Consider the following 15,741-nt stretch of genomic DNA (forward strand, 5'->3'; position numbering starts at 1 on the left):
TGCGGCGAGCCCGGCGGCACGGAGCCTTCAGCGGGTCTCGGTGACCTTGCGCAGGCCCGCCGGCCGGTCCGGGTCGTACCCGCGGGAGGTGGCCAGCTCCCAGGCCAGCCGTTGCAGCGGCAGCACCTCCAGCACCGGGGACAGCTCCTCCGGCACCGCAGGCACGGGCAGCTGCGCGCCGTCGTCCGACCCGATGCGCAGGACCTCCGCGCGCTGCGCGCCGAGCCGGGCCAGCGGCTCGGCCATCGCCGCGCCGCCCGGACCGGTGCCGGTCACCGCCAGCACGGCCGTCTCCGGCCCGACCGCGGCGATCGGGCCGTGCAGCAGGTCCGCGCCGCTGTACGCGCGGGTGACCAGGTAGCTGGTCTCGGCGAGCTTCAGCGCCGCCTCGTGCGCGGTGGCCAGCGAGTAGCCGCGCGCCGTGGTGATGACCCGGTCCGCGAACCGGAGCCGGTGCGCGGCCTCGACGACCCGCTCGGCGCCGGTGTCCAGGCAGGACTGCGCGAGCTCCCCGACGCGGTCCGCGGAGAGCGCCGGCCCGCCGCGGGCCCCGGTGACCAGCAGGTGCAGGGCCAGCAGGGTCGCGGAGTAGGTCTTGGTCGCGGCGACCGCGCGCTCCGCACCGGCCCCGAGGGCCGCGGTGTGCTGGGCGACGGCCCCGAGGGGCGAGTCCGGCGTGTTCGTCACCGCCACCGTGAACGCCCCGCGCCGCGCCGCCTGCTCGGTCACCTCGACGAGGTCGGGCGACCCGCCGCTCTGGCTCACCGTGACCAGCGCGACGTCGCTGAGGTCCGGCTCGGCCCCGTACAGCGTGGTGGTCGACGGCGACACCAGCCCGGCGGGGAGCCCGAGCAGCACCTCCACCAGGTACTTGCCGTACAGCGCCGCGTTGTCGCTGGAGCCGCGCGCCGCGAACAGCACGAACCGCGGCCGGGCGCGGACGAGCTGCTCGGCGATCGCCCGGAACTCCCCGGCCCGGCGCACCAGGTCGGCCAGCACCCGCGGCTGCTCGGCGATCTCGGCGGCCATCGTCGCACCGAGCGTTCCCGTCGTGGTCACGTCGTCCTCCCGAAGTCCTCGATCCCCAGCAGGCGCGCGGCGTTGCCGCCGAAGATCGCGCGCACGTGGTCGTCCGGCATGCCCATCTCGTGGCACACCCGCCACTGGTCGGCGAGGTAGCGGTAGCAGTAGCCGCGCGGGAACCAGGAGGAGTCGCTGCCGAAGACGATGCGCTCCGGGCCGATGGTCTCGTAGCAGCGCCGGATGAGGTCCTCGAGCGTGAGCTTGTAGGGCATCCAGCGCACCCACTGGTTCGACCCGGAGGTGTCGACCAGGACGTTGGGGCAGGCCCAGCACAGGAACAGCACCTGCTGCACGTGCTGCACGCCGAAGTGCGGGACCACGAACGGGATGCTCGGGAAGCGCTTGGCGACCGGTTCCAGCCACGCGGGTTCGACGTGCGCGTTGTGCGCCACGCCGCCGCTGGACCCGCAGTGCCCGAAGTGGATGAGCACCGGGATGCCGCGGTCGGCGGCCACCCGCCACACCGGGTCGGCGGCCGGGTCGTCGATGCGGTGCGGCAGCAGTGGCGCGAACAGCTTCAGGCCGCGCAGCCCGAGCTCGTCGACCGCCCGCGCCAGGCGCTCGGCGGCGTCCGGGGCGGTGAGGTCGCGCAGGTTCGCCATGCCGGAGAACCGCTGCGGCGCGCGCTGCACCAGCTCGGCGACCCGCTCGTCACCGCAGCCGGTCACGAAGACCGCGTGCGCGATGCCGTACCGGTCGAGCTCGGCCAGCCACAGGTCGGCCTCCTCCTGCCAGGTCCGCTCGGCACCGGGCTGCGGGTCGGGGAAGTCCCAGGCCCGCCGCCAGCGCCGCGACTGCTCGGCGACCTGCTCGGCGCGGCGCCGCTGCGCCTGCTCGTCGTGGTCGGCGCAGCTGAACTGCCCGCCGGAGAGGTCCCGGGTGGCCGGGTCCTGGTCGATGCGGAAGTGCAGGTGGAAGTCGAGGACGTCCACCTGGGAAGCGATCTCGCTCATGTCATCACGTCCCCGGGGGTGAAGGCGCGGTCGTGCGAGGGCCGCACGATCACGGTCGCGGCGACGCGCACCGCGTAGTCGGCGGCGTCCGCGAGGTCCGCGCCGTCGGCGAGCCGGTGCAGCAGCCCCGCGTTGAAGGCGTCCCCGGCCCCGGTCGAGTCGCGCACCTGGACCTCCGGCGCCGGGTGCGTGCTGATCGCCCGGCCCGGCTGCGCGACGAGGGCGCCGAGCGCGCCGCGCTTGACCACCACGGTCGCGCCGGTCCGGTCGGCGACGCCGCGGGCCGCGTCCTCGTCGGTGCACCGGTCGTCGCCGTGCAGGGCGCGGAGCTCGTCGGCGTTGGGCAGGAACACGTCCACCCCGCCGAGCAGCCGCAGCACCTCGGCGCGGGTGGTCGCCGACCAGCCCGCCGGGTCCCAGCCGGTGTCCAGCGCGGTGCGCGCCCCGGCCCGGCGGGCGCGGGCCAGCAGGTCCCGCGCGGCCTCGCCCTGCAGTCCCGGCAGCAGGAAGTAGCCGGACAGCAGCAGGAAGCGCGCGGACAGCGACTCGGCCGGCACCGCCTCCGCCCGCAGACCGGCCATCGCGCCGAGCGCCGACAGGAACGACCGGTCCCGGCCCGGGGCCTCGGCCGCGACGGTGACGCCGGTGGGCTCGTCGGGCACCCGGACCAGCTCCAGGTGCAGGCCGGGGAGGTCCAGCTGCTCGGTGAGCAGCTGCGCCGTGCCGTCGTCGCCGACCTGCCCGGACAGCACCGTCGGCCGCCCCAGCCGGGCGAGCACGATCGCGGTGTTGGCGGCGGACCCGCCGGGGCGCAGCACGATGGAGGGCACGATGCGCTCGGTGCCGGGCGGCGGCAGCTCCGCCGCACCGGCGACGAGCACGTCGAGGTTGACGTTGCCGACGACCGTGATCCGGTCGCCGGGGATCGGCTGGTTCACCCGCGGCCCCCGGCCAGCACGCCGTCGACCGCCTCGTCCAGGGCGGCCGCGGCCCGGTCGAGCGCGGCGCGGCGCTCGTCGAACGCGGCGGCCAGCGCGCGCACCCGCCCCAGCGCCAGCTCCGCGGTGCGGCGCACGGCCGCGGCACCGGGGCCGCCCTCCTGGGCGCGCTCGAGCACCCGCTGCGGCTGGAGACCGGCGGCGAGCGCGGCCTCGACCACCGAGTCGTCCACCTCGCCCAGCCCGGCCTCCGCGATGGCGGCCGCGACCACCGAGCTGGTCCACTCCGCGGGCGGCGCCTGCCGGACGAGCGCGCCGACCACCGAGTGCGCGCCGCGCCACGGGATCCCCGCGCCGGCCAGCGCCTCCGCGATCGCGGTCGTGGTCGCGCCGGTGGCCACCACCTGCTCCGGGGTCGGCGGGTCCTGCGGGCGCACCTCCTCGAGCAGCCCGCGCATCATGGTCAGGAACCGCACCGCGCGGTCGCCCGCCCGCCACAGGTGCTCCTGGACGTCGGTGGTCGCGTTGTTGGAGTCCTCGTACCAGGCGGCGCCGACGTTGTTCAGGGTCGCGGCCAGGTCGGCCGCGGCCGCGCCCGCCATGGAGCACATGTGCTCCAGCACCACCGGGTTCTTCTTCTGCGGCATGATGCTGGAGCCCTGGCAGAAGGCGCCCGGCGTGGCGATCCAGCCGAAGGTCATCCAGTCCAGCATGGTGCGCGCCATCCGCGCCCCGGTCGCCAGGACCCGCGCCTGCACGGCCGCGGTGCGCATCAGGTGCTCCGCTCCGGCCACCGCCTCGTAGCTGGAGGTGAAGGTCGTGCGGAAGCCGAGCAGCTCGCCCAGCCGCTGCGGCGCGATCGGCAGGTCGGTGCCGGCGAACGCGCAGGAGCCCAGCGGGTTGACGTCCAGCTCGTCGTAGACCGACAGCAGCTCGTCGGCCTGGCTGAGCAGCGCCTCGGCGTACCCGGCGAGCACGTGCCCGAGCGTGGTCGGCTGCGCGGGCCTGCGGTGGGTGAACCCGGTGATGAGCACCTCGGCCCAGCGGTCCGCCTGGGAGGCCGCGGCCTCGGCGGCGCCGACGGCCTGCCGCGCCAGGGCGAGCACGTCCTCCCGCAGCACCATCCGGAACACCCCGGCGTCGAGGTCGTTGCGGGAGCGGGCGAGCTGGACGTCCAGTTCGGACCGCTGGATGCCCGCCGCCGCGGCGAGCCGCTGCTCGACGAGGTAGTAGACGTCCTCGACCGAGCCGTCGAAGACGAACTCGTCGTCCTCGGCGGCCAGCAGCGCGCGCAGCCCGCCCAGCAGCTGCCGGGCGCGTTCGGCCGGCAGCAGCTCCTGTTCGGCGAGCATCACCACGTGGGCGAGGCTGGCCCGCAGCATTGGCCGGTAGAGCTGCGGCGCGGACTTGTCGAACGCGACCCGCAGGTGGTTCTGCCAGTAGGTGGACAGGGTCTCGGGGGGCTGGCTCATGAGAGCGACTTCTTCCTCCACTGTGGATTGCGATGGGTCACGTGGCGGGCACGGCCGCCGGGCCGGGCCGCTCCTGGCGCGGGCCCTGGCCCAGCCGGTTGGACACCGCGAGGACGACCAGGATCAGCACGATCTGCATCGCGCCGTAGGCGGCCGCGGTGCCGAACTCCGACGAGTAGATGCGGTTGTAGATCTCCACCGACATCGGCGGCAGGCCCGGCGGGTAGATGACCACCGAGGCGACGTACTCGCCCACGCCGTCGACGAACGCCAGCAGCGCCCCCGCGAGGACGCCGCGCAGCACCAGCGGCAGCGTGACGGTGCGCAGCACCCGCAGCGGACCGGCCCCGAGGTTGCGGGCGGCCTCCTCCAGCGACGGGTCGAGCTGCTCCAGCGAGGCGCTGGTCGAGCGGAACACCAGCGGCACGAACCGGACGAAGTAGGCGACCGGCAGGATCCACAGCGTGCCGACGAGCGTGAGCCCCAGGTTCGCCGGGCCGGGCTCGTTGAACGCGGTGACGAGGTTGACGCCGATGACCGTGCCGGGCAGCGCCCACGGCAGCATGATGACCACGTCCAGCACGCCGCGGCCGGTCCCGCGCCACCGGGCCACGACCCACGCGGCGGCGGCGCCGACGAGGATCGCGCACGCGGTGGCCAGCAGGCTGGTCTGCACGCTGACCGAGACCGGCAGCAGGCTGTACGGGTCGGCGAAGATCCGCAAGTAGTTGTCCACTGTGTACTCGGTCGGCAGCACCTGCGTGGTCCACGCCCCGTCGACCGAGAACGACACCAGCACGATCACCAGCACCGGGGCCAGCAGCACCACGGTCAGCACCAGGCTGCCCAGCGCGGCGGCGGCCTTCGCCAGCGCCGAGGACGGTGCCCGGCGCGGGCTCGGCGTGCCCTTGGAGAGGCTGCGGTGCACGCGACGGCCCTGGTACCAGCGCATGCCCAGCAGGAACGCGATGGACACCACCGACAGCGCGGTCGACTGGGTGGCGGCGAGCGCGGCGTTGCCGGAGGTGCGCGCCGAGACGATCTCCATCGTCAGCGTCTGCACGTTGTACAGCTGCGGCGCGGTGAACGACGCCATCGACATCATGAACGTCAGCAGCGCACCGGACACCAGTGCCGGGGTGAGCATCGGCAGCAGCACCGTCCGCCACACCCGGACCCGCCCGGCGCCGAGGTTGGTCGCGGCCTCCTCCAGCGACCCGTCCATCCCGGCCAGCGCGGCCGAGACCGAGAGGTAGAAGTACGGGTACATGGTGAAGGCGTGCACCAGCACCACGCCCGCCAGGCCGCTGACCGAGGTGGTCGACGGGTCGATGCCGAGCAGCGCGCTGAGGCTGCGCGGCACGATCCCGGTCTCGCTGTAGAGCAGCACGAAGGACACCGCGCCGATCAGCGGCGGCAGCGCCATCGGCAGCACCGCGAACACGGTGAGCGCGCGGCGGCCGGGGAAGTCGAAGCGGTGCAGCAGCACCGCCAGCAGGGTGCCGATGACGCCGCAGAACAGCACCGAGAGCAGCGAGCTCACCAGCGACAGCAGCAGCGCCTCGCCGGACCGCCCGCCGAACAGGCTGCCGTAGTTCTCGGCGAACCCGTTGCCACCCGCGGAGGTCACGGCCGTGGTCGCCATCGGGATGACGACGAGGAACAGCAGCACCAGCACGACGGGCACGGCGAGCACGTAGACGAACCGGTCGCCGTCGGGCGCGGGCAGCCGGCGCCGCGCCTTCGGGGTCACCGCCGGGGCGCTCACGGTCGCACCAGCCAGGCGTGCTCGGCGTCCGGGCGCAGGCCCACGCCGTCCCCGGGCCGCGGCAGGCCGGGCCGGTCCGGCACCGCCACGGACAGCTCCAGGTCCTCGGCCTGCAGCTCGAACTGGCAGGTGGCGCCGGTGAACTCCACGCCGCGCACCACGGCGTCGAAGGCGCCCTCGCCGGGCTCGGTGAGCTCGAAGTGCTCGGGCCGCACGGACACCGCGACCCGCTCACCGGGCTTGGCGCGGTCGGCGCCGCCGGCGGGCAGCTTCGCGCCGGAGCCGGCCAGCTCCACCACGGCCCGGTCGCCGGAGACCTCCACGACCTCGGCGTCGAGCACGTTGCTGCCGCCGATGAACGTCGCGACGAAGGCGGTCGCGGGCCGGTGGTAGACCTCGCGCGGGGTGCCGACCTGGTGCAGCTTCCCGGCTTCCAGCACGGCGATCCGGTCGCTCACGGCCATCGCCTCGGCCTGGTCGTGCGTGACGTAGACGCTGGTGATGCCCGCGTCCCGCTGCGCGCGCCGGATCTGCACCCGGGTCTCCTCGCGCAGCTTGGCGTCCAAGTTGGACAGCGGCTCGTCCAGCAGCAGCACCGAGGGCGAGATGACCAGCGCGCGGGCCAGCGCCACGCGCTGCTGCTGGCCGCCGGAGAGCTGGTCGATGCGCCGGTCCGCGTAGCCCTCCAGCCCCACGGCGGCCAGCGCGGCGGCGACCCGCTCGGCGCGCTCGGCCTTGGGAACCTTGCGGGTCACCAGCCCGTAGGCGACGTTCTGCGCGACGTCGTAGTGCGGGAACAGCGCGTAGTTCTGGAACACCATGCCGGTGCCGCGCTTGTTCGGCGGGGTGTCGGTGATGTCGCGGTCGCCGAACAGGATCCGGCCGGTGGTGGGGGTGACGAACCCGGCGATCATGCGCAGCGTCGTGGACTTGCCGCAGCCGGACGGGCCCAGGAGCGTGAAGAACTCACCGGACTCGATCGTCACGTCGATGTCGTGCACGACCGGTGCGGCCGAGCCGTAGCTCTTGCCGACGCGATCGAGGCGAACGGGGGTCATGCTGGTCGCTCCGTGCTCTGCCCGCGCTCCGGCGGGACGGGTGGGACGGGGGCAGCGGGGGTGCGGGGCGCCGGCTCGGACGCCCCGCACCGCGGCGCTAGCCCTGGTTCTTGATGTGCTCGCTCCAGTAGGAGATCCACTCGTCTTCCTCGGCCGCGACGACGTTCCAGTCGACGGGCATCTCGTGCAGGCCCAGCGGGGCCAGCCAGCTCGGCTGGTCGGCCTGCTCGACGGTCGGGATCTGGAAGTACTCCTCGGCGAGCTGCGTCTGCTTCTCCGCGCTGAGCAGGAAGTCGAGGAACTTGTCGGCGGCCTCGGAGTTCGGGCCGCCCTGGACCTTGGCCACGCCGTCGACCAGCTGCGGCACGCCGGAGGCCGTGGCCACCGGCTTGAACGGGGCGCCGGTCTTCTCCTGCTGCAGCAGGACGTCCTGCAGGTTCCACACGCTGATCGGCGCTTCCTGGCGCTGCATCCGCAGGTAGAGGTCGGTGGGGTTGGCCGCGTAGATCTTGGTGTTGGCGTCCAGCGCGCGCAGCCAGTCGTAGCCGGGCTGGGGGTTCTCCGGGGTGCCCTTGCGACTGATCATCGCCGAGTAGATGCTGCGCATCGTGCCGGAGGCGGCGACGTCGCGGACCACGACCTTGTCCCGGTACTCCGGCTTGACCAGGTCGTCCCAGTCCTTCGGCGCCTGCTCCGGGGTGAGCATCTGCTCGTTGTAGAAGACGACCTCGGCGAGGACCATCTCGCCGACCCACCGGCCCTCGGGGTCGCGGAAGCGCGCGGGGACCCGGTCGCGCACCTGGTCGGGCACGGGGGCGAGCAGGCCCTCGTCGGCGGCCTGGGTGAGCTGCTGCTGGGAGCCGCCCCACCAGACGTCGGCCTGCGGGCGGCCCCGCTCGGCCGCGATCCGCTCGGCGGCCTCCTGCGCCCCGAGGGTGAGCAGCCGGACCTTGCCGCGGTACTCGGGGAACGCGGCCTCGAAGTCCTTGACGACCGCTTCGGCGAGCGCCTTGTCGCGGGCGGTGTAGATGGTCAGGCCGGACTCGCCACCGGCGGGGGTGAGCCCGCACCCGGTGGTCAGGCCGGCGAGCACCAGCACGCCGGCGAGGAGGGAGAGGATTCTTCGCATGGCTACCCTTCGCGCATGGGCTGCACGGTGTCCGCAGCCGGGGTGATCAGGGATGGGGAAACCGCGCCGATGTGCAGCGCGCGCGACCCGAGCTCGGCGAACACGACCTCGGGCGCTGACGGAGCCGCCGAGCCGACGAGCGCGGCCAGTTCGGCCAACCCGTCCGGCCCGAGTTCGGTGGCGGCTCCGGCGAAGACCACGCGTGCCGGGTTGACCACGCACGCGCAGACGATGGCGGCGTAGGCCCACGCCTCGATGACCTGCCTGCGCAGCGCGGCGACGGCAGGGTCGCCGGCCCGAGCGGCCAGCTCGGCGACCGGGGCACCACCGACCGCACCGTCCAGTTCGGACAGCGCCTGCCGGATCCCCGGGACGCTCCACCGCTTCTCGAACTCGCCGCGCCCGCCGGTGTGTGGTGCGGGCGGCAGTCCGGTGGGCAGGAAGCCGATCTCACCGGCGAAACCGGCGGCCCCGCGGCAGAGCGCGCCCCCGCTGATGACGGCGGCGCCGATGCCGTAGCCGACGTAGATGAGCACGAGGTCGTCCACGTCAGCGGCGGCGCCGCGCTCGCGCTCCCCCAGCGCGATGAGGTTGACGTCGTTGGAGACCTGCACGGGCAACCCGACCCGCGCGGTCAGCTCCTCGGTGAGCGAGCGGCTGCCCAGCGACTCCAGCACCGGTGACAGCGCGACCGCCCCTCCCGCGGTGGCCACGCCGGGCAGCGAGAACACGACGCGGCCGGGCCGGGGTTCCGGGTGGGCGTCGACCGCGTTCCGGATGACGTCGGTCAGCCCGTCCAGCGGGGCGTGCGGGTCCACCGCGCGGCTGTACCCACCGAGCAGCTCCCCGGCGAGGTCGAGCACCGAGACGCGCGCCTGCTCGCCCTCCAGGGACACGGCGATGAGCGATTCGGCGGCGGGGTTGAACGCCAGCAGCCGCGGGCGACGGCCTCCGGAGGAGTCCCCGGCCCCGACTTCGAGGACGTGCCCGCTGCCCATCAGCTCGCGCACGATCTCGGTCAGCGACGACGGCCGGTACCCGGTCAGCCCGGCGAGTTCGGTGCGCGACACCGGCCCGTGCTCCCGCAGCGCGGCGAGCACGGCTTCCGTGCGGATGCGCCGCAGAGCCTCGTTCCCGGTGGGCGCGGAACGCTCGGTGACCTCGGACATGCGGTACTTCTTACGGCATCCGAAGTAAGTTTTCAATACCTGCGCCGCACCGAACTTCCCGCCGTGCCAAGCTCTTCTCGACCGATCCAGAACCTCTTTCGCGCCGCGACCGACCCCGAGCGGCGGACCACGGAGAGGCCGAGCGACGACACACCCCGACCGAGGCCCCGGTAGGCCCGTCGACCCCGGTGGCACGCGATGTCGCTGGAGATCAAGCCGGCGATCTCCACGAGATCGCGGACGCCGGCGCGCAGCACGCCGCCGGAGCGGTCAGTCCTCCCTCGGGGCGATGAGGGCGGCGGCGACGCGGGGGAAGATCTCCGTGAAGAGGGTGCCCATGTTCGGGTCGGTGTCGCTGAAGACCGCGCGCTCCAGCTCCGCGTCGTAGATCGCCAGCAGTGCGCGCACCGCGTCGCGGGTGTCCACCACCGCGCGCATGCCCAGCTCGTCGAGCGCGTGGTGCATGAGCTCGGCGACCTCGTCGGTGATCTGGTCCAGGTACTCCCCCGCGCGCAGGCGCATCTCCGGGTCGCGCAGGGCGTGCGCGCGGAACTCCGCCAGCAGCAGGTACCACGTCTTGTCCGCGGACAGCGCCTCCGCGCACGCCGCGCCGATCTCCAGGATCGCCTCGTGCACCGAGCGCTCGTGCCGGGTCGGCGCGATCGCCTTCTCGATGATCTCGCGCGTCTGGTCGATGCGCGCCGCGACCTCCTCCTCGTAGACCGCGAGGAAGAGGTCCTCCTTCGTCGCGAAGTTGGAGTAGAAGGCGCCGCGGCTGAACCCCGCCGTCTCGCAGATCAGCTCCACCGGCGTGTCGCTGATGCTGTGCTCCAGGAACACCTCGCGAGCAGCGGCGATCAGCCGTCGGCGAGTCTCCGCGCGTCGCCGTGTCTCGCGCCGTGGCGGCTGATCGGTCATGTCCTCGAGTCTCCTGCTCAGTGTTTCGCCTCACAGTTCCGCGACGAGGTGGCCGCGGGGGATCGCGGGAAATATACAGTGTGCATCGAATACATCGTGTATCGCATGCATCGCGTATCGCATGCGCCGTGTATCGAGTCCTTCACTGCGGGAGTGTTCCGGTTGTCGTCTTTGCTGTACCGACTCGGGCGGGCCGTGGTCCGCACCAGAGCGTGGGTGCTGGTCGCGTGGCTCGCGCTCCTCGCCGTGCTGGGTGGGGGCGCGCTGGTCTTCCAGCAGGGGATGCAGACCTCGCTCGAGATCCCCGGCGCTGAATCGCAGGAGGCGTTGGACCACCTCAACAACGTCTTCCCGCAGATGACCGGTTCGCGCGCGCAGATGGTGTTCACCGTCCCCGAGGGCGAGCACGTCGACGACCCGCAGGTGCGCGAGGCCTTCGAGGGCCTCATCGACCGGGTCTCGGAGTGGGACGGCGTCGGCACGGTGATGAGCCCGCTGGACGAGCTGGTGGCCAACCAGGTCTCCGAGGACCGGCGGACCGGCATCATCAACATGCAGTTCGACTTCCCGCCGCTGGACGTCCCCGACCAGGTCAAGAACGACCTGCTCGCGGAGGCCCAGGCGCTGGAGGCGGAGCTCGGTCCGGGCGCTTCCGTGCACGTCGGTGGCGACATCTACGCCAACGCCATGCCGGAGCTGGGCGCCACCGAGGCGGTCGGCGTGGTCGTCGCGCTGATGGTGCTGCTGCTGTTGCTGCGCTCGCTCATCGCGGCGGTGATGCCGCTGGTCACCGCGTTCGTCGGCGTCGGCGTGTCGATGACCATCGTGCTGCTGACCACCGCGTTCACCGAGGTCTCCTCGGCCGCGCCGATGCTCGGCATGATGCTGGGCCTGGCCGTGGGCATCGACTACTCGCTGTTCATCGTGTCCCGGCACCGCGAGCAGCTCGCCGCCGGCGTCGGCGTCACGGAGTCCATCGCGCGCTCGGTGGCCACCGCCGGGTCGGCGGTGATCTTCGCCGGGATGACGGTGATCATCGCGCTGCTGGCGCTGGCGGTCCCCGGGATCACGTTCCTGACCACGATGGGCGTGCTCGCCGGTGTCTCGATCGCGATCGGCGTCGCGGTGGCGCTGACCATCATCCCGGCGCTGCTGAGCTTCGCCGGGGAACGGCTGCGGCCCACGAAGGTGCGGCGGCGCCGGCGGCAGCGGCGGGCGCGCCGCTCGTTCGCGCTCGCCTGGGTCCGGGGCGTCACCAAGGCGCCGCTGGTGACGATCGTCGTGGTCATCGCCGGGCTCGGCCTGTGCACGCTGCCGATGGCGGACCTGAAGCTCTCGGTGCCCGACGCCGGCTCGCAGCCGGTGGGGACCCCGGCGCGCGACACCTACGACCACATCGCCGCGGAGTTCGGCCCCGGCTTCAACAGCCCGCTGATGGTGACCACCGACATCATCGGCAGCACGGACCCGCTGGGCCAGGTCAACGGCATCGCCGACGAGATCCGCGCGATGCCGGGCGTCGCCGCGGTGCCGATGGCCACCCCGAACCCGACCATCGACACCGGCATCATCCAGGTCGTGCCGACCACCGGCGGCGAGGCCGACGAGACCGCCGACCTGGTGCACCGGCTGCGCGCGATGAGCCCGCACTTCGAGGAGGAGTACGGCGCGGGCATCGCGGTGACCGGTGTGACCGCGATCGGCATCGACCTGTCCGAGAAGCTCTTCGACGCGCTGCTGCCGTTCGCGGTCATCGTGGTCGGCCTGACGCTGGTGCTGCTGGCGATGGTGTTCCGGTCGGTGTGGGTGCCGGTCAAGGCCGCGCTGGGCTACCTGCTGTCGGTCGGCGCGACCTTCGGCGCGGTCGCGTTCGTGTTCAACCAGGGGCACCTGACCGGCCCGCTCAACGTCTCCCACGTCGGCGGCGTCATCAGCTTCATGCCGATCCTGCTCATGGCGATCCTGTTCGGGCTGGCCATGGACTACGAGGTGTTCCTGGTCTCCCGGATGCGGGAGGAGTACTCGCACCACGGTGACGCCAAGCGGGCCATCGAGTCCGGGTTCACCAACGTCGCGCCGGTCGTGGTGGCCGCCGCGGTCATCATGATCTCGGTGTTCGCCGCGTTCGTCCCGCACGGCGACTCCAACATCAAGCCCATCGCGTTCGGGCTCGCGGTCGGCGTGTTCGTCGACGCCTTCGTGGTCCGCATGACGCTGGTGCCCGCGGTGATGGCGCTGCTGGGCGACAAGGCCTGGTGGCTGCCGCGCTGGCTGGCCCGCCGGCTGCCCTCGCTGGACGTGGAGGGCGAGGCGCTCCAGCACGAGCTGCGGCTGGCCGACTGGCCGGGCAACGACGAGGTGGTCAGCGCCCGCGGCCTGAGCGTCCACGACGACCGCGGCGAGCAGGTCGTCGGCGGGGTGGACATCCACCTGCACCCCGGCGGCGTGCTCGCGGTGGAGAGCGAGTCCGACGCCGGCTCCGCGCTGCTGCACGCGCTCGGCGGCCGGGTCCGCACCGTGCGGGGTGACGTGCGGGTGGCCGGCATGCTGCTGCCGCAGCGGGCCCGGGCGGTCCGTTCGCGCACCGCACTGGTCCAGTGCCGCACCAGCGAGGCACCGGCCGTCGAGGTCCGGCGGGCCATCGCCGACGGCGTGCGGCTGGTGCTGCTCGACGAGGTCGACTCGATCGCCGACTCCCAGCAGCGCCACGAGCTCGCCTACCTGCTCACCAGTTCGTCCACACCGGACGGTGCTCCGGTGAGCTTCGTCCTGACCTACACGAACCCGGGCCTGGTCGCCGACCTGCTGCCGGACCACCGGGTCGACGTTCTGCGGCTTTCCGCGCGGCCCGCCCTGTTCGCGGGCCGTCTCCAGGAGGTGTGAGGGTCATGAGGAACCCGTTCACGCAGGCCGCCCGGCGCTCGGGCGGCTCCGTCGGGCGCGGCACCTGGATCGGCCTCGCGCTGGTCCCCGTGCTCCTCGTCGGCGTGCTGGCCTGGGCGTTCTGGGCCCCGATGAGCCAGCACGGCGCCGCCGAGGTCGCGGTGGTCAACGAGGACGAGCCGGCCACCATCAACGGCCAGATGGCCCCGCTGGGCCGGGAGATGGCCGCGAAGCTGGTCAACAGCACCGACACCGGCTACACCTGGCAGGTCACCGCCGCCGAGGACGCCCGGGAGGGGCTGGCCGACGGCCGCTACGCGGCGGTGGTGACCATCCCGAAGGCGTTCTCCCGCACCACCGCGTCGGTGCTGACCGGCGAGCCGATGGACGCCACCCAGGCCGGGATCCGGGTGGAGACCTCGCCGGTGGCGGCCCCGGCCGACGCGGCCGCGGTGGAGGCCGCGGCCCGGCAGAGCGTGTCGGTGTTCAACAAGCAGATCGTGGAGATGCTGCTCGACGGCTTCTACGGCGGCTTCGCGGAGATGCACGGCCAGCTGGGCACCGCGGTCGACGGTGCGCGCCAGCTCGCCGACGGCAGCGGGCAGCTCGCGGGCGGCATCGGGCAGCTCTCCAGCGGTGTGGACGAGCTGGCCAGCGGCGTGCCGCAGCTGGCCGACGGCGGCAACCAGCTCGCCGACGGGATGCAGCAGCTGTCGGGCGGCCTGAACGAGCTGCACCGGCAGGTCAAGCAGATGCCCGAGCAGACCCGGCAGCTGGCCGACGGCGCGGAGCAGGTCGCGGCGGGCAACCGCGCGATGGCCGACCAGTTCGTCCCGCTCACCGACCAGATCCTGGCCGCCACCGAGCTGATCCCCGACTCCCCCAAGCTCGACGGCCTGGCCAAGCTGGCCGAGCGGTGCCCGACCGAGGGCCTGACCTCGGACTTCTGCACCCAGCTGCGGGAGCACGTCGAGCAGGCCAACCAGCGCCAGGGCGTGCTGGACACCATCAAGGCGAAGATCCAGGGGCCGGTCAAGCAGGCCCGGGACGGGTTCGAGGGCCTGGCCTTCGGGTCCGAGCAGATCGCCATGGGCACCCGCATGCTCGCCGACAACTCCGGTCAGCTCGTCGACGGCATCGGCCAGCTGGCCGCGGGCGGCACGCAGCTCAGCGACGGCGCGCAGCAGCTCGCCGGGGGCCTGGACCAGCTCAACGGCGGTGTCCAGCAGCTGCACGGCGGGGTGGGCCAGCTGGCCGACGGGGCCCAGCAGGTCGCCGACGGCAACCGGATGTTCGCCGACCAGATGGCCCCGGCGGCGGACCAGCTGCCCAACTACACCGACGAGGAGCGCGCGCACCTCAAGACGGTGGCGTCCAGCCCGGCCGCGCTGGAGTCCGAGCTGCCCACCTTCGGCAAGTCGCTGATCGGCCTGCTGATCGCCGTCGCGTTCTGGATCGCCGGGCTGGCCGTCTACGCGGTGGTCCGGGCGGTGCCGGAGGACGCCGCGACCTCGCGCCGCTCCAGCTGGCGCCTGGTCCTCACCTCGCTGCTGCCCGGTGCGCTGGTCGCCGCGGTCGGCGCGGTGGTGGTCAGCGCGGCCCTGGCGCCGTTCCTGGACCTGTCCTTCGGCTCCTGGGCGGCCTTCGCCGGGGTGACGCTGCTGGCCGCGCTGGCCTTCGTGGCGGTCAACCAGGCGCTGACCGCGCTGTTCGGCACCGGGGGCCGGGTGGTCTCGCTCGTGGTCCTGGCGCTGGCCGCGGCGACCGGGGTGGTGTCCACGGTGCCCGGCCTGCTGCACAGCACCAGCAGCTTCCTGCCGACCCACGGCGCGGTCCAGGCACTCGCCTCGATCGTCACCGGGGCCGACGGCGCGCTGAGCGGCGTGCTGCAGCTGCTGGTCTGGCTCGTGGCGGGTGTGCTGTTCGCGCTGCTCGCGGTGGACCGGGCCCGGGTGGTCCCGGCCAAGCGGTTCCGCCGCCAGACCGCGGCCAGCCGCCCGGCCTGGTGATCGACCAGCTCTGGACACGGGAGGTCCGCTCGGCGCACCCGCGCCGGGCGGACCTCCTCCGTCGTGGGGCTTCGCCCGAGGCCTAGGCCCACTTCCGCTTCGACGTGGGGCACCAGCGCTTCCCGGCCGACTGCTCGTCCAGCCGCAGCGCCGTGCCCAGCGCGAAGAAGCTCGGGGCCCACTCACCGATGAAGATGCCCCACCGGTCGGCCCGCTCGGTGTTCTCCGCGTTCACGGACGCGGACCACGCGACGAACGTCAGTCCGATCGAGACGAAGCCGGCGAGGAACATGTGGTCGGACGTGATGCCGAATCTGCGAATGGCCGCCAGCATGGCACTCCCCCTCTACAGCGCTCGTCT

The 15,741-nt window shown here is 73.3% G+C and carries 12 protein-coding genes; 2 read left to right on the plus strand and 10 right to left on the minus strand.

The window, feature by feature from the left end; genetic code table 11:
- Positions 1 to 27 precede the first annotated feature (27 nt).
- The 9 genes from HNR68_RS26230 to HNR68_RS26270 form a co-directional block, all read right to left on the minus strand.
- Positions 28 to 1,059, minus strand: a complete 1,032-nt coding sequence (locus HNR68_RS26230; RefSeq protein ID WP_380575640.1) for an SIS domain-containing protein — start codon at positions 1,057 to 1,059, stop codon at positions 28 to 30.
- Positions 1,056 to 2,036, minus strand: a complete 981-nt coding sequence (locus tag HNR68_RS26235) for an amidohydrolase family protein (protein WP_179724377.1) — start codon at positions 2,034 to 2,036, stop codon at positions 1,056 to 1,058. The genes HNR68_RS26230 and HNR68_RS26235 overlap by 4 nt, the downstream gene beginning before the upstream one ends.
- Positions 2,033 to 2,974, minus strand: a complete 942-nt coding sequence (locus tag HNR68_RS26240; protein WP_179724378.1) for a PfkB family carbohydrate kinase — start codon at positions 2,972 to 2,974, stop codon at positions 2,033 to 2,035. The genes HNR68_RS26235 and HNR68_RS26240 overlap by 4 nt, the downstream gene beginning before the upstream one ends.
- A complete protein-coding gene (locus tag HNR68_RS26245; protein WP_179724379.1) occupies positions 2,971 to 4,446 on the minus strand; it encodes a lyase family protein in 1,476 nt (491 codons plus the stop codon). The genes HNR68_RS26240 and HNR68_RS26245 overlap by 4 nt, the downstream gene beginning before the upstream one ends.
- Positions 4,447 to 4,483: 37 nt before the next feature.
- The gene (locus HNR68_RS26250; protein ID WP_343050421.1) at positions 4,484 to 6,214 is read right to left on the minus strand and encodes an ABC transporter permease; all 1,731 of its coding nucleotides are present in this window, start codon (positions 6,212 to 6,214) and stop codon (positions 4,484 to 4,486) included.
- Positions 6,211 to 7,272 carry an ABC transporter ATP-binding protein gene (locus HNR68_RS26255; protein ID WP_179724380.1) on the minus strand — a complete coding sequence of 354 codons (1,062 nt, stop codon included), beginning with the start codon at positions 7,270 to 7,272 and terminating at the stop codon, positions 6,211 to 6,213. The genes HNR68_RS26250 and HNR68_RS26255 overlap by 4 nt, the downstream gene beginning before the upstream one ends.
- Before the next feature lie 97 nt (positions 7,273 to 7,369).
- Positions 7,370 to 8,401: an extracellular solute-binding protein gene (locus HNR68_RS26260; RefSeq protein ID WP_179724381.1), complete on the minus strand. Its 1,032-nt coding sequence runs from the start codon at positions 8,399 to 8,401 to the stop codon at positions 7,370 to 7,372.
- A 2-nt stretch (positions 8,402 to 8,403) separates the two neighbouring features.
- Entirely contained in the window at positions 8,404 to 9,570 is a 1,167-nt protein-coding gene (locus HNR68_RS26265; protein WP_179724382.1) for an ROK family transcriptional regulator, read from the minus strand.
- Between the two features lie 270 nt (positions 9,571 to 9,840).
- A complete protein-coding gene (locus HNR68_RS26270; protein WP_179724383.1) occupies positions 9,841 to 10,488 on the minus strand; it encodes a TetR/AcrR family transcriptional regulator in 648 nt (215 codons plus the stop codon).
- A 162-nt stretch (positions 10,489 to 10,650) separates the two neighbouring features.
- On the opposite strand from HNR68_RS26270, the gene HNR68_RS26275 reads away from it, so the two are divergent.
- Both HNR68_RS26275 and HNR68_RS26280 read left to right on the plus strand, forming a co-directional pair.
- On the plus strand, positions 10,651 to 13,371 hold the full coding sequence (locus tag HNR68_RS26275) for an MMPL family transporter (protein ID WP_179724384.1): 2,721 nt from the start codon (positions 10,651 to 10,653) through the stop codon (positions 13,369 to 13,371).
- 5 nt (positions 13,372 to 13,376) lie between these two features.
- Positions 13,377 to 15,380, plus strand: a complete 2,004-nt coding sequence (locus HNR68_RS26280) for a YhgE/Pip family protein (RefSeq protein ID WP_179724385.1) — start codon at positions 13,377 to 13,379, stop codon at positions 15,378 to 15,380.
- 82 nt (positions 15,381 to 15,462) lie between these two features.
- Here the strand turns inward: HNR68_RS26280 and HNR68_RS26285 are convergent, their stop codons facing one another.
- Complete coding sequence (locus HNR68_RS26285) at positions 15,463 to 15,714, minus strand: hypothetical protein (RefSeq protein WP_179724386.1); 252 nt, start codon at positions 15,712 to 15,714, stop codon at positions 15,463 to 15,465.
- Positions 15,715 to 15,741 lie beyond the last annotated feature (27 nt).

It is taken from the genome of Saccharopolyspora hordei (assembly GCF_013410345.1).
Taxonomy (GTDB): domain Bacteria; phylum Actinomycetota; class Actinomycetes; order Mycobacteriales; family Pseudonocardiaceae; genus Saccharopolyspora; species Saccharopolyspora hordei.